Annotated in this window: 19 protein-coding genes; 7 read left to right on the forward strand and 12 right to left on the reverse strand. The window is 42.9% G+C overall.

Going from position 1 to position 18,322, the window contains the following annotated elements; translation table 11 throughout:
* Positions 1 to 15: 15 nt before the first annotated feature.
* The 7 genes from leuC to CLV32_RS10675 all read left to right on the forward strand — a co-directional run bounded on the left by leuC (position 16) and on the right by CLV32_RS10675 (position 7,880).
* A complete protein-coding gene (leuC, locus tag CLV32_RS10645; RefSeq protein ID WP_133555208.1) occupies positions 16 to 1,431 on the forward strand; it encodes a 3-isopropylmalate dehydratase large subunit in 1,416 nt (471 codons plus the stop codon).
* Positions 1,432 to 1,439: 8 nt separating this feature from the next.
* Positions 1,440 to 2,030, forward strand: coding sequence for a 3-isopropylmalate dehydratase small subunit (gene leuD / locus CLV32_RS10650; RefSeq protein ID WP_133555211.1), 591 nt, complete (start codon positions 1,440 to 1,442; stop codon positions 2,028 to 2,030).
* Positions 2,030 to 3,490 (forward strand): ATP-binding cassette domain-containing protein, encoded by a 1,461-nt coding sequence (locus CLV32_RS10655; protein ID WP_208110982.1) that lies wholly within the window; start codon positions 2,030 to 2,032, stop codon positions 3,488 to 3,490. The genes leuD and CLV32_RS10655 overlap by 1 nt, the downstream gene beginning before the upstream one ends.
* A 1-nt stretch (position 3,491) precedes the next feature.
* Positions 3,492 to 4,580: a 3-isopropylmalate dehydrogenase gene (gene leuB, locus CLV32_RS10660; protein ID WP_133555215.1), complete on the forward strand. Its 1,089-nt coding sequence runs from the start codon at positions 3,492 to 3,494 to the stop codon at positions 4,578 to 4,580.
* Positions 4,581 to 4,590: 10 nt separating this feature from the next.
* The gene (locus CLV32_RS10665) at positions 4,591 to 6,099 is read left to right on the forward strand and encodes a 2-isopropylmalate synthase (RefSeq protein WP_133555217.1); all 1,509 of its coding nucleotides are present in this window, start codon (positions 4,591 to 4,593) and stop codon (positions 6,097 to 6,099) included.
* Position 6,100: 1 nt separating this feature from the next.
* Positions 6,101 to 7,348 (forward strand): threonine ammonia-lyase IlvA, encoded by a 1,248-nt coding sequence (gene ilvA, locus CLV32_RS10670; RefSeq protein ID WP_208110983.1) that lies wholly within the window; start codon positions 6,101 to 6,103, stop codon positions 7,346 to 7,348.
* A gap of 103 nt (positions 7,349 to 7,451) precedes the next feature.
* Complete coding sequence (locus CLV32_RS10675) at positions 7,452 to 7,880, forward strand: hypothetical protein (RefSeq protein WP_133555221.1); 429 nt, start codon at positions 7,452 to 7,454, stop codon at positions 7,878 to 7,880.
* Here CLV32_RS10675 and CLV32_RS10680 read toward each other — a convergent pair.
* The 12 genes from CLV32_RS10680 to hemB all read right to left on the reverse strand — a co-directional run bounded on the left by CLV32_RS10680 (position 7,877) and on the right by hemB (position 18,307).
* On the reverse strand, positions 7,877 to 8,881 hold the full coding sequence (locus tag CLV32_RS10680) for an ABC transporter ATP-binding protein (protein ID WP_133555223.1): 1,005 nt from the start codon (positions 8,879 to 8,881) through the stop codon (positions 7,877 to 7,879). The genes CLV32_RS10675 and CLV32_RS10680 overlap by 4 nt on opposite strands.
* 81 nt (positions 8,882 to 8,962) lie before the next feature.
* Positions 8,963 to 9,760 carry an outer membrane beta-barrel protein gene (locus CLV32_RS10685; protein WP_133555225.1) on the reverse strand — a complete coding sequence of 266 codons (798 nt, stop codon included), beginning with the start codon at positions 9,758 to 9,760 and terminating at the stop codon, positions 8,963 to 8,965.
* 10 nt (positions 9,761 to 9,770) lie between these two features.
* Entirely contained in the window at positions 9,771 to 10,505 is a 735-nt protein-coding gene (locus CLV32_RS10690) for a hypothetical protein (protein ID WP_133555227.1), read from the reverse strand.
* The gene (locus tag CLV32_RS10695; protein WP_133555229.1) at positions 10,495 to 11,064 is read right to left on the reverse strand and encodes an RNA polymerase sigma factor; all 570 of its coding nucleotides are present in this window, start codon (positions 11,062 to 11,064) and stop codon (positions 10,495 to 10,497) included. Before CLV32_RS10695 ends, CLV32_RS10690 begins: the two co-directional genes overlap by 11 nt.
* A 62-nt stretch (positions 11,065 to 11,126) precedes the next feature.
* Complete coding sequence (locus tag CLV32_RS10700; RefSeq protein WP_133555231.1) at positions 11,127 to 12,257, reverse strand: hypothetical protein; 1,131 nt, start codon at positions 12,255 to 12,257, stop codon at positions 11,127 to 11,129.
* 1 nt (position 12,258) lies between these two features.
* Positions 12,259 to 12,804 carry a CopD family protein gene (locus tag CLV32_RS10705; RefSeq protein ID WP_133555233.1) on the reverse strand — a complete coding sequence of 182 codons (546 nt, stop codon included), beginning with the start codon at positions 12,802 to 12,804 and terminating at the stop codon, positions 12,259 to 12,261.
* The gene (gene hemE / locus CLV32_RS10710) at positions 12,804 to 13,826 is read right to left on the reverse strand and encodes a uroporphyrinogen decarboxylase (protein ID WP_133555235.1); all 1,023 of its coding nucleotides are present in this window, start codon (positions 13,824 to 13,826) and stop codon (positions 12,804 to 12,806) included. The genes CLV32_RS10705 and hemE overlap by 1 nt, the downstream gene beginning before the upstream one ends.
* Before the next feature lie 13 nt (positions 13,827 to 13,839).
* Positions 13,840 to 14,355 carry a tetratricopeptide repeat protein gene (locus CLV32_RS10715; protein ID WP_133555237.1) on the reverse strand — a complete coding sequence of 172 codons (516 nt, stop codon included), beginning with the start codon at positions 14,353 to 14,355 and terminating at the stop codon, positions 13,840 to 13,842.
* Complete coding sequence (locus tag CLV32_RS10720) at positions 14,355 to 15,059, reverse strand: response regulator transcription factor (RefSeq protein ID WP_133555239.1); 705 nt, start codon at positions 15,057 to 15,059, stop codon at positions 14,355 to 14,357. The genes CLV32_RS10715 and CLV32_RS10720 overlap by 1 nt, the downstream gene beginning before the upstream one ends.
* A 7-nt stretch (positions 15,060 to 15,066) precedes the next feature.
* Positions 15,067 to 15,933: a sensor histidine kinase gene (locus CLV32_RS10725; protein ID WP_133555241.1), complete on the reverse strand. Its 867-nt coding sequence runs from the start codon at positions 15,931 to 15,933 to the stop codon at positions 15,067 to 15,069.
* 32 nt (positions 15,934 to 15,965) lie between these two features.
* Complete coding sequence (gene hemL, locus CLV32_RS10730) at positions 15,966 to 17,339, reverse strand: glutamate-1-semialdehyde 2,1-aminomutase (RefSeq protein ID WP_208110984.1); 1,374 nt, start codon at positions 17,337 to 17,339, stop codon at positions 15,966 to 15,968.
* On the reverse strand, positions 17,339 to 18,307 hold the full coding sequence (hemB, locus tag CLV32_RS10735) for a porphobilinogen synthase (protein ID WP_133555243.1): 969 nt from the start codon (positions 18,305 to 18,307) through the stop codon (positions 17,339 to 17,341). Before hemB ends, hemL begins: the two co-directional genes overlap by 1 nt.
* Positions 18,308 to 18,322 lie beyond the last annotated feature (15 nt).

Here is an 18,322-nt window from a genome sequence, read left to right on the forward strand (position 1 = left end):
ATAATAAATACCCCTATGGGAAAAACATTAGTTGAAAAAATCTGGGATGCCCACGTCGTGAAAAGCGATGCGGGTTTTCCTGATATTTTATACATTGATACGCATTTTATACATGAGGTGACGAGTCCGCAGGCATTTGACGGATTGCGTAGCCGTGGCTTGCCTGTTTTCAGGCCTGCCCAAACAATTGCTACCGCAGATCATAATGTACCGACAGTAGATCAGCACTTGCCGATTAAAGAAGAACTTTCGCGTTACCAGGTTGATATGCTGACCAAAAACTGCGCTGAATTCGGTGTAGAGCTTTATGGCTTGGGTCATCCTTTCCAGGGAATTGTGCACGTAATTGGTCCGGAATTGGGTATCACCCTTCCCGGAGCAACAATCGTGTGCGGCGATAGTCACACCTCTACCCACGGTGCCTTCGGCTGTATTGCCTTTGGTATCGGAACGTCCCAGGTGGAGCAGGTTTTGGCAACACAGTGCCTGTTGCAGCAAAAGCCGAAGACCATGAAAATTGAAGTGAACGGTACCCTGGGAAAAGGTGTAACGGCAAAAGATATTATCTTATACATTATCGCACAGATTTCTGCTGCCGGTGGTACCGGTTATTTTATTGAATACACTGGATCTGCCATCCGCGCACTGAGTATGGAAGCCAGGATGACGATCTGTAATATGAGTATCGAAATGGGCGCCAGGGGTGGATTGATTGCTCCTGATGATATTACATTCGACTATGTGAAGGGTCGCGAGTTTGCGCCGACAGGTGAAGCCTGGGATACAGCTTTTGCCAAATGGAAAACTCTGTACAGCGATGAGGATGCTGAGTTTGATCAAACGTTAAATTTCAGAGCAGAAGATATTGAACCAATGATTACCTATGGTACCAATCCTGGAATGGGTATGGGCATCAGTAAGCATATTCCTGCAACTGCAGATCAGGCGGTTTCTGAACAGCCTTCTTTCCAAAAAGCATTGGATTACATGGGTATAGAGGGTGATACTTTATTGGTAGGCAAGCCTATTGATTATGTGTTTATCGGTAGCTGTACCAACTCGCGTATGGAAGATCTGCGTGAAGTGGCCGAGTTTGTAAAAGGTCGCCAAAAAGCAGAAAATGTTACCGTATGGATTGTCCCGGGATCTAAACAGATTGAGCAGCAGGCGATCGCTGAAGGTCTTGATCAGATTTTTGAAGCTGCAGGGTTTCACCTCCGCGAACCAGGTTGCAGCGCATGCCTTGGCATGAATGAAGATAAAATTCCTGCAGGGAAATATTGCGTTTCAACATCCAACAGGAATTTCGAAGGTCGTCAAGGCCCTAATTCACGCACCTTTTTAGCGAGCCCACTCACTGCTGCTGCTGCTGCCATAACAGGCAGGGTAACAGATGTAAGGGAATTGTTAGAAGAGACTGTTTACGCTTAATTAAAGAGATGAAGAAGTTTGTAGAATTAACATCACGCATCGTGCCTCTGCCGATTGAAAACATTGACACAGACCAGATCATTCCCGCCAGGTTCTTAAAAGCAACCACCAGGGAAGGTTTTGGAGAAAACTTGTTTTGCGACTGGCGTTATGATGTGAATAGAGTAGAAAGACCTGATTTTGTATTGAACAATCCGTTGTATAAAGGACAGATCCTTGTTGCCGGCAAAAATTTCGGTTGCGGAAGCAGTCGCGAGCACGCCGCATGGGCAATCCAGGATTATGGATTCGACGTCGTAATCAGTAGTTTTTTTGCTGATATTTTTAAGGGTAATGCCCTGAACAATGGTTTACTCCCTATACAGGTTTCTGATGGATTCCTGGAGCGGATTTTTGAAGCTGTTGCTAAAGATCCTGAAACGCGCGTATTGGTAGACCTGTATGCACAACTGGTACGCCTGGAAGCTAGCGGCGATCAGGAAACTTTTGAGATCAACCCATACAAAAAGTCTTGCCTGATCAATGGCTATGACGATATCGATTTTATCCTGAACCAACGGGATGCCATAGAAATTTATGAAGCTAAAATAGCCGGATAATGCAGGAACCCGTCGTCCATATCGATCAGCTAAAATTGCAGTTTCGCACAAAAGTGATTCTGGACAACCTTTCGTGGACTATCCACAAGGGCGAACAATGGCTGATCACTGGCGAGAGCGGTACTGGCAAGACGGTATTGGCAAAAGCAATCTGCGGATTGATTCCTGTTTCGGGAACGTTAGAAGTAAAGTTCGATCCAAGTGTACGATTGCCTGCCAGATCGTTATATGTAGCACAATGGTTTCCTTTTAAGGATAAGCAAGGTGGCACAAATTTCTATTACCAACAACGCTATAACAGTACCGAAGCCGAAAATAGCACAACCGTTTGGGAGGAGCTGTCGGCCTATACAACCAAAGTTAATGTAGGGCCTGAGCAGATTAACGAACTCCTCCAAAGCTTCAACCTGTTGCATAGAAAAGATGCCGCACTGATTCAGCTTTCTTCGGGTGAGCATAAGAAAATTCAGCTCAGCAAGGCGCTGTTATTAAAACCGCAGTTGCTGATTCTTGATAACCCATACACCGGACTTGATGTACAAACACGTAAAAATCTTAACGGATTATTAAATGATGCCTGTACTTCAGGTATGCAACTGATCCTGATCAGCAATGATGGAGACCTGCCGTCTTGTATCAATTGTTTTGGCAAAATGGAGCACGGTAAACTCAGTACTTCCATGCAACCTTTTGCTGAGGAAACAACGGCAGTTGCAGATCTGGCAATTCCGGATTTTTTGCTGGATCCAGAAGTGCCATCTCCAACAATCGTTAATGCTAATAATATCAACGTAAGTTACAATGGCAAGGCCGTGTTAAAGCAACTTAACTGGACGGTAAATGCCGGAGAGAAGTGGTTATTGAGTGGCCATAATGGATCTGGAAAATCTACCCTGCTCAGTTTATTAACGGGAGATCATCCCCAGGCTTATGCCAATGAGATTTATCTATTTGGCAAGAAACGCGGAAGCGGAGAAAGTATCTGGGATATCAAAAAAAATATTGGTTTTATATCTCCGGAACTGCAATGGTATTTTGAGCCTACATCAACGGTATTCCAGGCTATTGCTTCTGGATTTTTTGACACCGCCGGCCTTTTCAGGTCGGTAACTGCAGCGCAGGCCCACAAAGTGCGGACGATGCTCAGCCTCTTTAAGCTCGAGGATGAAGAACATACCCTGCTTAAACAATTGCCTCTGGGCAAACAACGGATCGTATTACTGGCACGTGCCGTAGTTAAAAATCCACCGGTGCTGATTCTTGATGAGCCTTGTCAGGGTCTCGATCAGCAACAAACCAGGATGTTCAATAAACTGGTTGATCAATTGAGTACGCCAACACGGACACTGATTTATGTTGGCCACCTGGCCTATCGTTTACCCGCATGTATCACACACCGGCTAACCCTTAAAGCGGGTGTCGCTGTAGAGATGGAACATGCCTTATACACCGAAAATTAACATGAAGAAAAAGATATTAGTAATTCCCGGCGACGGTATCGGACCAGAAGTAACTACCTGGGGTAAAGCAGTACTTGAAAAAATAGCTGAGCTGTTCGGGCATGAATTTGAATTTGACGAGGCGCTGATGGGCCATGTCGCTATTGAAGCTACAGGAAATCCACTCCCTGATGAGACGCTGAAAAAAGCAAAGCAAAGTGACGCCATCCTTTTTGGAGCAGTTGGTCATGCTAAATATGACAATGACCCCTCGCTAAAAGTAAGACCAGAGCAGGGTTTATTAAAAATCAGGAAAGAGCTGGGCCTGTATGCGAACCTGCGTCCTATTCTTTTATTTGATGAGTTATTGGATGCCTCAAGTATCAAACCGGCAATTCTTAAAGGAACGGATATCCTGTTTTTCAGGGAGCTTACCGGGGATGTTTATTTTGGAGAAAAAATCCGCTCTGAAGACACGAATACCGCATCCGATCTGATGATTTACCACCGATACGAAATCGAGCGTATCGCACACAAAGCTTTTGCGGCCGCCATGCAGCGCAGCAAGCGCTTGTGTTCTGTAGACAAAGCAAATGTGTTAGAGAGCTCCAGATTATGGCGCGAAACGGTTCAGCGCATTGCTAAAGAATATCCTGAAGTAGAAACTGAACATATGTTCATTGACAATGCGGCCATGCAGCTGATCAAGGATCCTAAACGCTTTGATGTCGTTTTAACGGCTAACCTGTTTGGCGATATCCTGACAGATGAGGCCTCGCAGATTGCAGGTTCTATGGGTATGCTGGCATCAGCTTCTATAGGTGATGGCACGGGTTTCTTCGAACCTATCCATGGTTCAGCACACGATATTGCAGGAAAAGACCTCGCAAATCCACTGGCCTCTATTCTTTCTGTAGCCCTGATGCTCGAAATCAGCTTCGGCCTGAAAAAAGAAGCACAGCTTATCCTGACTGTCATTGATCAGGTATTAAAAGAAGGCTTCAGAACAAATGACATCGCCAGTGATGCCACAAATCCATACCAGGTTTTAGGCACTCAGGAAATGGGCAAACTAATTTTAAAATTCATCGCACAACAGACTATCAGCTAAAAACCAGATTATGCTACACGATCCTAATAGAGTATATGTATTTGATACCACCCTTCGCGACGGGGAACAGGTACCCGGCTGCCAATTGGCCACCCCAGAAAAAATTGAGATCGCCAAAGCACTGGAAGCATTGGGGGTTGACGTGATCGAAGCCGGATTTCCAATATCCAGCCCGGGAGATTTCCAGAGTGTTGTAGAATTATCCAAAGCAGTAACGGAGCCTATAATCTGCGCATTAACGCGAGCAAATAAAGGCGATATCGACTCAGCTGTAGCAGCGCTGCAGTATGCAAAACGCCCGAGGATCCATACGGGTATCGGCTCATCAGATATGCACATTAAATATAAGTTCAACAGCACACGTGAGGAGATCTTGCAACGTGCAGTTGACGCTGTTAAATATGCCAAGCAATTTGTGGAAGACATTGAGTTCTATGCAGAAGATGCTGGCCGCGCAGACAATATTTTCCTCGCACAAATGGTTGAAGCAGTAATTGCTGCGGGTGCAACAGTAGTAAATATTCCAGACACCAATGGCTATTGCCTGCCCGATCAGTATGGACAAAAGATCCTGTTCCTGAAAGAAAATGTAAAAAATATTGACCAGGCGATCATTTCAGTACATTGCCATAACGATTTGGGATTGGCTACAGCAAATACGCTGGCCGGGATAATCAACGGTGCCCGTCAGATCGAATGTACCATCAATGGAATTGGTGAGCGCGCAGGAAATACGGCACTTGAAGAAGTGACCATGATCCTGAAAACACACCATGCGCTCAACCTACATACTAACATTAACAGCAAACATTTTAGCGCCATCAGTGCTCAGGTAAGTCGCATGATGCGCATGCCTGTACAGCCTAATAAAGCTATTGTAGGCCAAAATGCTTTTGCACATAGCTCTGGTATTCATCAGGATGGTTTCCTCAAACACAGAGAGAATTATGAGATCATGAATCCTGAGGATGTAGGTATCAACCAGGCCGACATTATCTTAACGGCAAGAAGCGGCCGTCATGCTTTGAAGCATCACCTGGTACGCCTGGGTTACGAACTGGAACGCATTAACCTGGATCAGGTCTATGAACGTTTCCTGGTTATGGCGGATCAAAAGAAGTCTATTTCTGATGATGATATTCTTTTCCTGATGAGCGATGGTACCGAGGATTCTGTGAAAAATGGCTATAAGCTAAGTCACCTCCAGGTTGTTTGTGGTGATATACAAGATCCCGAAGCACAAATCAGCCTGGAATATGAAGGTACACAACATGAAGCCAGCGCAAGCGGAAACGGCCCCGTAAATGCAACGATCAAAGCTATTGAAAGTGTAATCGGTAAAGACGTGCAGCTGAAAGAATTCACTATTCAAGCCATGCACGGTGGAAGTGACGACGTAAGCAAGGTAAATATGAAGGTTTTTTATTCTGGAAAATCATACATGGGCTATGGTTTCAGCACGGATATCGTAAAAGCATCGGCAAACGCCTATCTGGATGCCATCAATAAATTCTTATAACATGGATACTGAACAAGGAGTTGAATTAGATTTTACTGCCGCCACCGCGCGGATCAAAGATACTGTTAAGCGTACCCCGCTTGAATACAATGCTGCCTTGTCTGAAAAATACAATGCTAAGATTTACCTGAAGCGTGAAGACCTGCAAGTAGTGCGTTCTTACAAGCTGAGAGGTGCATTTAATATGATCAGCACGCTCTCTGAAACGCAGCGCCAGCAAGGCGTTGTTTGCGCAAGTGCTGGTAATCACGCGCAGGGCGTAGCTTATTCGTGCAAAAAATTGAATATCCGGGGGGTGATTTTTATGCCCGAGATTACGCCTAAACAGAAAGTTAAGCAAACAGAGATGTTTGGCGGATCTAACATAGAAATTATTTTAGTGGGCGATACGTTTGATGATTGCATGAAGGAAGCATTAATCTACACCACTGCTCATCAGATGACCTTCGTGCCTCCGTTTGATAACATTAAAATTATCGAAGGTCAGGGTACCGTAGGCGTGGAGATTTATGAAGATCTTCCAGATCTGGATATGGTAGTGATGCCCATTGGTGGAGGCGGACTCGCTTCTGGTGTGGGCAGTTACTTGAAAAGTATAAAACCAGATGTGAAACTGATTGGTGTGGAACCTGAGGGTGCTCCGTCTATGGACAATGCCATGAAGAACGGCAGTCCGGTAACACTGGATTACATTGATCGTTTTGTAGACGGTGCCGCAGTAAAACGTGTTGGTGCATTGACCTTCGAATATTGTAACGAGTTGCTTGATCAGATGTTGTTGATCCCTGAAGGGAAAATTTGCAGTACAATTCTGAAACTTTATAATGAGGATGCTATAGTAGTTGAGCCTGCGGGTGCCCTTGCTGTTGCCGCACTGGACCAGATTAAAGGTATTGAAGGTCAAACTGTAGTCTGCATCGTTAGCGGTGGCAACAATGATATCGAAAGAATGCAGGAGATTAAAGAGAAGTCTTTACTTTTTGAAGGTTTGAAGCATTATTTCATCGTCCGTTTTCCGCAGCGTCCGGGTGCACTGAAACTATTTGTGAACAACGTGCTGGGCCCGTATGATGACATCACACGATTTGAATTTATTAAAAAAACGAACCGGGAAAATGGCCCTGCCCTTGTTGGCATTGAGTTGAAAGAAGCCTCAGATTACGAATCTCTTGTAGTCAGGATGAAAGAATTCAAATTTGATATCATTGAGCTGAATAATGATCAAACACTATTTGAATATCTTGTTTAAATTGCTGGCAAAGGAGGATTTATAAATTGTTTGAATTATTTTATATTTCGTGTAATGTGGCAGCAGTTTTGCTATCTAAAAAGTACACACAATATAAACAGATATGAAATCGAAACTATTACTCCTCCTTTGCATTGCCACGCTGGGCCTGGCATCGTGCAAGAAAGACACGATCATTCAAGAAACACAAAACAAGACGGTGGTTTTTGATATCCAACCTACACAATGGGTACTAAGTACTGATGGTAAAACGTATTCCTACCAATACACCAATTTACCTGAGTTGGATGATTACAGCTTAAGCAATGAAGGTACTGTGATGTCTATCGCTTACCCAAGTACTGGTGGCGCATATACTACCTACATTCCAATGCCTTTTGTATATAACGTGAGCGCTTATAGCTACGAAGCATACCGCGGTGGCGTAAATGTATTGATCCAAAGTTCTGATGCACAATCTACGATACCTGTGCGACCAACTACAACAGTAAGGATTAAGTTCACAATTTTAAGTTCAAGAAACGTAACCTAGATTGCATCTACATCAAAAGTTAAGAAACGACCAATGTTCGCCTGAACGTGGTCGTTTTTTTTATGCGCTTCACGGTTCAGCTGGATTGCCCTGATCTGTACGCCGTTCCTTTCCAATAAGAGTTCTTCAAAAAAACCTTTATAATAAACATCTTTTACCTCGAAACGGCGACTGGCCCAGGAAGCTTTTAGCTCCACCCATTCGGGATAAAACACGACCTGCTGGTTTGCATGTATCCCAAGTTTTTCTGCGTCAGCAGGCGTTAAAGCAACTGCATTTCCAAGAATCTGTGCCGTATAGATATGTGCTGGGTCATTATAGATATCAGAAGGTTTACCCTGTTGAAGCAATTTACCATCTTTTAACAGGATAAGCTGGTCGGCAAGAAACAATCCGTCTGCAGGATCATGTGATACCAGAATTATTGTTACGCCGGTTTCTGAAGCAATCCGCTTTAAATCTGCGCGCAATTGGTTCTTCAACAACGCATCTACCTGACTAAATGGTTCATCAAGCAACAGCATTTTTGTGTCGCTCACCAGCGCCTTTGCGATGGCTACACGCTGCTGCTCTCCCCCACTTAATTCAATAATCTTTTTATCTCTTAGGTGTTCGATGTGCAGATGTTGCATCATCGCCACCGTTTTACTATTCTTGGAACTGATATCGGTATTCGATAACATCGAAGCAATATTATCGTATACTTTGGCGTAGATATTCAAAGAGAAATCCTGGGTAACCATCTTCATTTCCTTATGACCAGGGATGAGCTGTTCATCAGGTCCCAATACCCGTTTACCATTAAACAAGACTTCACCCGAGTCTAATTTCAGCAATCCAAAAATAGATTTAAGCAGTGTAGACTTGCCACTCCCGCTTTCGCCGATGATGGCTACAATTTGACCCGCCTGTATATCGAAACTAATGTCGTTCACACCCGAATAGGGTGCCGTTGCATACCGTTTTGATACATGCTTTACACTGATGATCTGATTATCCACGCCGTAAAGATAAAAGATTTTAACACAAAAAATCCCGCAGCGCTTGCTACGGGACCAGGTTTATTTGTGTGTTGTGTGTTTCTAATTGATCCCGAAGGTAATTCCGAATGACATGTTTTTCAAGCCGGCCTGTGCAGGGGTGTCAAACATATCGTTCATGTAATATTTGGTGAAGAGACCTATACCTCCGTAACCCATTCGTACGGTTCCTCCGTATCTGAACGGCTGGAAGTGATAATCATCCTTAACTTTTTGTTTACCACGTTCATCGCTGATCTGTTTTACTTTACCGTTCAGCAGGAAGCCAATCTCAGGTCCTACCACGAAGTAGAAACGTTTTCCATTGTCATTTTCTTTAGTACGGAATTCAAAGTTTAATGGCATGTGGACATAACTGCTTGAAAAACGGTTTTTGCTAAAGTTTATAGGCTCATTAATGTAAGTAAGCGTTTGCCCGTTTGGCTGGATAGTAATATTCTGTTTTAACCTGATCAATGTCCAGTCGAAACCACCTGCTACATAAATTTTGAAATTCTGGTTAAAACGATAACCAAACTGAAGTACATCAAAAGAGAACGTGCTGGTCTTTCCTGCTTTATAACCTAAAAACTGATTCTGTGGCGTTAAAGTGTAACTTCCGTTATCAACCAGCTTGGAAAACCCAAGGTCAATTCTGCTAAAGATAATACCACCCATAAAACGTCCTTTTGACGGCGTGGTACTTGCAGTATCCTTACGTTTACGCACGGGCTCGTCGCCAAAGCGCATCGTAAATTTATACTTTCTCGTTTTAGTGCTGTCTTCCTGGGCACTTACTTTTTGTGTGAACACTCCTGCAAGTCCGCTTACCATGAGTGCTGTTAAGATGATACGTTTCATTATGATTGGTTTATTTGTGTTTTCTTGGGTTTAATTTAAAAGGACCTATGTTTATCGCTATCAGTGAGGAGTTGTCATCACCGTCTGATTTAAACTGCAGGAACTTTTGTTCTCTTTTATCTACTTTATCCACTACGAAATTAATCAGGTCCCCCACATTTCTGATGCGGGTATGTTCTGCCTGGTCATTCTCGTTCACTACAGCATCCACAGTAGTGGCTGGAATATCTGCACTCGCTATTGCAATATCTGTGTTTGTGTTTTCTTTTACAGTACCAACATCTACTTTAGCTAATGTTTCATTTCCTATATGTAGAGGATGAGATAAACCTTCATTTGGTTGCACGGTTATTAAACTTTTTTCTTCAGAAACAACCAATACTTTATTATCCATTTGATTATCAGTAGCCAATGAATTATTCTTTTTTGTTGCTAGCGACAAATCTGTTCCAGTACTGACTTCTTTTCCCGATTGATCAGCAGTGACAGTTATCGGTGTGTGCTCTGTTGCCGTCGCAACAACAGCTTTACCTTGAAGCTGAATCTTCTCAGTCTTGTTAAAAAGCAATCCCGCACTTACACCTACAAGTACTACTGCCGCTGCCATCCACCAGCCCGGGAAAGCCCGACGTTTGGATACAGGCGTAATTTCCGCCTGTATAGCACCCCATAAAGCGGGAGATGGCTGGATTTCCGCTTCTTCAAAGCGGTCTTTGAACAACTGATCAAATTCCTTATCCTGCATATGTTGCATAATTAATTCCCTCCATTTTAATAATCTCCTCTTTCAAAATTGCTCTTGCCCTGGACAGTTGCGATTTGCTTGCACCTTCCGAGATACCCAATAGTTCAGCGATTTCTTTGTGCGAATACCCTTCAATTGCATACATGTTGAACACCATCCGGTAACCGTCAGACAGTTTCTGAATGATCTTCAATAAATCCTGCATACCAAGGCGGCTAAAGTCAAACCCGGTCGACGGCTGCTCGTATGCATCCTCTATCGGTACCACATTCATCGCTTTGATATTTTTTCTATAGCTTTCAATCGCTGTATTTACCATAATGCGCCTGATCCACCCTTCAAATGAACCATCGCCGCGGTATTCCTTTACTTTCTGAAAGATCTTGATGTAACCCATCTGCAGTGAATCTTCAGCCTCCATACGGTCTTTGGCGTAACGCATGCAAAGGGCTAGCATCTTTGCTGAAGTAAGCTTGTACAGCTGCTCCTGCATTTTGCGATCACCGGCCTTGCAGCCTTCCATCAAATCGTTTATCGTATAATTTTGCGTCAACCTCATTGCTTGTTTAGTTCATAGAAGATGATGAAAGTTACAAGATGGTTGCATGGGCAGGAAAATATTTATTTTTTCGCCCTAAACAATCTGAAATTCTCTTTATAGGTAAGGAAAAAAGAATGGTTGAATTGAAGTTGTTTATCGGTATTATCCAAATCCACGTGTGGCTCAAAGCGCACATCAAGATATAGGTGAGGTATTAATTCTTTTTGATAAGCATAACGCAGAGATATGATATTTCTTGCGCTTTGGGTATAACCCTGATCATACAAATTGTAAGAAACGGATTCATATAATGGCATTCCTTTAATAGAAATAAAATTATTACCCTTCCAGTAAGATGCCACAATAGACCCAAATTTAGTAATGGCACCTGCATTCAGCCATAGCCCAAAACCTCCGTTGAAAGCCCTGCGTTTATCCGGAGAAAGGTCCTTGTACAAAGCCACGTAGTTATCAGTATAAATCTCGCGAACATTCCTGTTAATAGTTTTATGCAGCTTTAACCCTGTAGCCCCATTAAACATGGTGCTGATAGGTATCGATTTAAGCACATCAATTTGTCCACCCTGATGAAAAACCAGAAACTGTGCAGGAAGACTCAGTTTCCATCCATTTACATCACTCAAAGTGGTTGCTGTAGATAAACCACCGATAATTTCTTCCTTAGCATTGTCACCAACATAAATTTGATGTTGCCAGGCAATCCAGGCATCCAGTTTAAACTTCTCCCGTTCTACCAGTAGTTGCGTACCGTACTCCACAGGGTTGGTTAGCTGCCGCTCAAAATCGTAAAGCGGCTCAATATAGTTGTGCTGTGTGCTTCCTTCAAGACTTCCAAAAACCAACGTTAGATTACGTTTGTGATATTTTAAGTTGAAGAGCGGTTTGGCGTCATATACCCCATTATGCCCATAATCCTTTCTGATAAAAGCGCCGGCGGTAATTGCCAGATTGGGATGTGCATAATACACCAGCTCAGGTTGCAACTGCGTCCCGTACAAAGTATAACCGTCATGAAACTTATTCGTATACTCGTAGTTCCTGACGAAGTTTAAGTTATAAAAGTTAAAGTGAACTTCTCCAGTTGCAGCACTGTCGGGTCTGATTCTGTTTTCAATCGCAGAATTATCAAATTGTGCAGACGCTAAATTTGCAGCAAAAACAAGGACTATAAAAAGTAACGATTTTTTCATGTTAGGAAGCATTTTTTTGCCTGTAGTGTTTGTACCATTTTACGGCCGACATGATTATTACAGAGAAGAGGATTAAGCCTACCAGTCCGTAAAGCCAGTCGATAGCGCTTTTTAACACCACCGTAAATACGATCGCCACAAGAAAGATTGTAGCGAGCTCATTCCATAGCCTCAACTGAAAAGAAGTCATTTTAAATACGCCTCTTCTCAATTGGTTCATGATCCGCTGACAAATGAAATGATAGATGATCAGCCCCAGTACAAACGTAAGTTTGACATGCATCCAGGGCATCTTGAGCCAGCCTGGTTGCAGATAGAGCATGGTTATCCCTGCAGCGATAGTCAATATCATTGCCGGCGTAGCAATGATATTCCAGAGTTTACGCGTGATGATGGCGTATTCCTTCTGTAAGATCACTTTCTCTACCTCCGGTCTGTCGTTCGCCTCGGTATGGTATATAAACAGGCGTACGCTATAGAACAATCCCGCCATCCAGCTTACAACAAAGATAATATGAACAGACAGGACGTAATAGTAAGCGGACATTAGTATTTGAATTCTTTGATTACTTCAATTGCATATTTAACGTTGTCGAAAGGAATATCTGGCATGATACCATGACCAAGGTTGAAAATAAACCCGGATTCACCACGCATTCTTTCGAATAATTGTAAGATCGTCTTTTTGATCACTGGCTTATCAGCATATAAAATATGTGGATCCAGGTTACCTTGCACAGCAATGCCAATGGGCAGGCTGTTTTTGATATTCAACAGATCAGCATTCCAATCTACAGAGATTACATCTGGTTTTGCTTCCGCCATAATCGGTGCAAACACGGAGCTCCCTTTACAGAACGAAATTACAGGGATGTCTTTTCTATTCAGGTTTGCAATAATCTCCTGGATATACCTGTGCGAAAACTCCTGGTAATCATTCCAGGAAAGTGCCATCGCCCAGCTGTCGAAGATCTGAATCGCATTAACGCCCGCAGCGATCTGCAAATTCAGGTAATCGGCCGTCACTTTAGCGATTTTAGCCAATAACTTGTGGGCAATCTCAGGATGGTTGTGCATCAAAAGCTTGGTGGTCTTAAAATCTTTTGACGAGGCACCTTCCACAAGGTAGCTCATTACGGTAAACGGCGCACCAGCGAATCCAATCAGAGGAATACTGCCATTTAATCGTTGTTGAATAACTTTAATGGCATCTGCCACATATTGCAGCTTATCCAACACATCTACCTGCAGGTTGTCTACATCCTGAAGATTACGTACCGGGTTAGCAAAGCGAGGACCTATACCTTGAGTAAAGCTCAGGTCGCCCCCCATAGCCTCGGCAGTAACGAGAATATCTGAAAAAAGAATAGCTGCATCTATGCCCAATAAATCTACAGGTAACATCGTTACATCAGCAGCAATCTCAGGTGTTTTGCACATTTCGAGGAAAGAATACTTGTTTTTAATCTCCCAATATTGTGGCATAAAACGACCTGCCTGGCGCATCATCCAAACTGGTGGACGTTCTGTCGGTTTCGAAAATGCGGCATCTAAAAATAACGTGTTCATCAAATCTTACTGTTTATAAGCTAATCGCTTCTTTTTCTATTCTATTTATTATATCTGTTGCTTTTGGTGTGGTCACCAATTCTTTAGCCTTGGCTACATAAGCCATTACTCGAGTCTTATCTTTTTTCCGCAGAGCGAGGTTAGCCAGATGGATCATCACAAAGGCCTTATCATTTTTACCACCGATCGGAAAGCGACTGGCAATCTGGAAATGCCTTTCCGCCTCATCGTATTCCTCCCGCTTCAAGGCAATACTTCCTTTCATAAATTCATAATAACCGCGTCTTCTTTTCGACAGGCGGTCAGGGTTTGGAACTTCCTGCAAACTTTTCTCTGCACGGTCGTAATCCCCATTTTTGAATTGTTTGGAAGCTATCACCACAGAGCTCTGTTTAAAGTGACTCCATACCAGCAGTGCCAACATCAAGCCTGCAAGGGCCGCCAGCTGTTCTTCTTTCTGTACCAGACATATCACTCCAGTGGCAACAATAATTGCCATCAGGATATACCTGCCCCTAGCGTTGTACATTAATGGCTATCAGTGAATTTATATCCTACGCCTCTGATTGAATGGAAATAAACCGGATTTTTTTGATCAGGCTCAAAATATTTTCTGAAGGTCAGGATAAAGTTATCGATCGTACGTGTACTTGGATATACATCATAGTTCCAAACTGTTTCCAGTATCTGCTCGCGCGAAACGGCTTCATTCTTACGCTCGATTAACAATTTCAGGAGCATAGTCTCTTTCTTCGTTAAAGGAACAACTACGCCATCGTCTTGTTTTAGTTCAAAAGAGTTGAAGTAAATTGTTTTTTCACCGATTTTATAAGAATTCAGTTCTTTAAGGTCGTCCGCTTTCAAACTACGTTTTACGAGGATACCTACACGAAGAATTAGTTCTTCCAGGTTGAAGGGCTTAACCAAATAATCGTCTGCTCCTTTTTTAAGACCCATTACGCGGTCTTCGCTGGTGTTCTTGGCAGTAAGAAATAAGATCGGCACTTCAGTGTTTTCAAGACGGATAGTCTCGCAAACCTGGAAGCCATCCATTTCCGGCAGCATCACATCAAGAATGAGCAAATTGAAACGCTCTTCCTTAAACACTTTAAGCGCTGTTTTACCGTCTTTTACTGCATGAACTTTGTAACCTTCTAATTCAAGGTTTAATTTTATGGCATCCAATAGATGGTCTTCATCCTCGACCAATAATATTCTTAATTTCTGAGGCATAATATTTTTAACTAAATGTGATTTCAAAAATGGCACCCTGAGGTGCATTGTCTTTGACACTGATATCAGCGTCGTGATTTTGTAATACTTCTTTAACAATAAACAGGCCTAACCCTGTCCCCTTAGCCTTCCGCACATTTTCGTCTCCAACCCGATAAAACTTATCAAAGATGAGCATTTTTTCATGATCTGGTATACCCGGGCCTTTATCGGCAACTTTTAAGAAAGGATGCCCGTTCACCGTATTCAGGTCAACAGCAACTTCAGCACATGGCCCAGAGTATTTTACCGCATTTTCGATGAGATTGGTCACTACCGAAGACAACGCAAACGGATCGCCGGTAATCATCACATCAGGCTCTATGTTTAGGCTGATCATCTGCTGCGAGCCACAAGAATGGATCTGTAAACGGTCCGTAATTCTCGTAATTAATTCAGAAAAGTTGAATTGTTCTTTAGGAAAAGAATAAGATCTGTTCTCAATTTTGGTCGCAAGTAGCATATTTTCCACCAGGTCATCCAGTCTTTCAATATCCTTTAACGAATTGTTAAGTAATGAAAGTTGTCTCGCTTTATCCAGATCGCGCTTAACGATTGTCTGCAAAGATAGTTTAATGGCGGCAAGCGGCGACTTCAGTTCGTGCGTTACCGACAGCAGGAAATTCTGTTGTTGCTCATGAAGCTTGTCTTCTTTTTTAATAGATTGATGCAGAAAAAAAGCACCCATGCACAGCAGGAAAAGGAATACTGATCCTTCCCCCATCACCATTGCCATGCGCGATGGCTGGAGCTTGATAACTAAAGTACCCCAGGAAATCAGCTGTACCAGCGAGTACAGCATAATGAAATAGAATATGATGATTGATTTTTTCAATTCGGGTCTATTTTCTTCTAATGTACCAATTATTACTTGTTTCTGAAAACAACGTCAAGTCCTTCAAGTATGGCACGTTTTGCTTTCTCCAGTTCAATTTTTGTATGTGCAGCAGATACAAATCCTACTTCGTAACCAGAAGGTCCGATGTAAATACCCCTGTTCAGCAATTCACGGTGCAACACCTTAAATTTATCCATGCTTTGAGGATCAATATCTTCAGCCGTTTTAATGGCTTCTTTATCCGTAAAAGCAAACCAGAATATTGATCCTACATGAAACACTTTGAACTTATAATTTCTGGCGGTAGCAAAACGCTGGATACTCTCAGCAAATTCTGTCGTTTTAGCATTCAGGTCTTTGTAAAAACCTGAGCGCGACAATTCTGTTAACTGCGCGATTCCTGCAGCCATGGCAACAGGATTGCCTGATAATGTTCCTGCCTGGTAAACACCACCGTCAGGAGAGATATGTCCCATAATTTCTGCTGATGCACCGTACATCCCTACAGGAAGTCCACCGCCAATAATTTTGCCGTAAGTAACAATATCAGGTTTAACACCATAGTGTGCTGCTGCACCTTCAAATCCAAGTCTGAACCCGGTAATCACCTCATCAAAAATCAATAGCGCCTTATTGTCTTTACAGATCTGCTGTAAAAACTCCACATAGTCCTGATCCTGAATCAGCAGGCCATTGTTTGCAGGAATTCCCTCAATAATTACCGCAGCAACTTCATCTTTGAATTGCTCAAAAGCTGCTTTGATCGCGTCTTTGTCATTAAGTGGAATAACGATAGTTTCAAGTGCAAAAGATTTTGGAACACCTTGCGAAGAGGTTTCACCAAAAGTTACGAGACCTGATCCCGCTTTAACAAGCAGTGAGTCACTGTGCCCATGGTAGCAGCCTTCAAATTTAATGATTTTATCTTTGCCGGTATATCCTCTGGCGAGACGAATTGCAGACATTACTGCTTCAGTTCCTGAGCTTGTAAATCTGATCTTCTCTACAAATTTATTATTCTTGATGATAAGTTCAGCAAGTTCATTCTCCAATGCCGTAGGTGCACCGAAACTCATACCATTCTGCATAACTTCAGTTACCTTTTCACGGATTTTGGGATGATTATGCCCTAAAATTAATGGACCCCAGCTGCCACAGAAATCTATGAATTGATTTCCATCCGCATCCCAAACATAACATCCGTCACCTTTCTGGATGAAAAGTGGTGTACCATAAACAGATTTGAAAGCCCTTACCGGTGAGTTAACACCGCCAGGAAAAAAAGTCTTCGCCTTTTCATACAACTCTGCTGATTTCTCTCTGGAAATATCAGGTTTACTGCCTGTGTGTACAGGTAAATCGCCTTCATTTCCTGAAAACATTTTTTTTAATGATTCTAACATTACATCCAGTTATTTTCTACAATATCTTTAATGTGATAGGTGGTAATGATGCTGGCTCCCGCACGGGCGAAAGCATGCATTGTTTCCATCACAACTTTTTGTTCATCAATCCAGCCTCTTTGAGCGGCTGCTTTTACCATCGCATATTCTCCTGACACGTTATAGCAGGCAATAGGCAAGTCCGTATTTTGCTTTAGGTTCTGGATCACGTCAAGGTAGGCCAACGCCGGCTTTACCATCAGAATATCGGCTCCTTCACCTTCATCAAGCAAAGCTTCACGAAGTGCTTCCTTCCCATTTCTAAAGTCCATCTGGTAGGCTTTACGATCGCCCTTACTTGGCGCGCAGTCCGCTGCTTCCCTGAAAGGTCCGTAATATGCGGAAGCAAACTTTGTGGCGTGAGACATAATTGCTACGTTGACAAAATTTTCCTTATCCAGAAGATTACGGATCGCAGCAATTCTACCGTCCATCATATCTGACGGGGCAAGCAGGTCAGCACCCGCCTGAGCATGTGTCAAGGCCATCTTAGCGATCACATCTACCGTAGCATCATTTTGTACGTAATCGTTCTCCAGAATACCGCAGTGTCCGTGGGTAGTATAAGAACATACACATACATCGGTAACAACATACAAGTCATCGCCAAAGCGTTTCTTAAGCTCCCTTACCGCAACCGGTACCAGAGAGTGGTCATGGTATGCACTTTTTGCGTCAGCGCTTTTCTCATCCCCCACGCCAAACAACATGATCTTATTAATACCAAGTTTCAGTCCATGCTCTACATCAACAAGCAAGGTATCAATGGAGAAATGAAATACCCCTGGCATAGCATCTATAGCATGTTTCACTCCCTTTCCAGGAACAATAAAATAAGGATAAATAAACATGTCTTTGGATAACCGGGTTTCGGCAATCATTTCTCTGACAACAGGATTTTTTCTCAGTCTACGTGGACGGTGCAACATATCAACCTCTCTTTT

This window comes from Pedobacter duraquae, from assembly GCF_004362245.1.
GTDB classification, from domain to species: domain Bacteria; phylum Bacteroidota; class Bacteroidia; order Sphingobacteriales; family Sphingobacteriaceae; genus Pedobacter; species Pedobacter duraquae.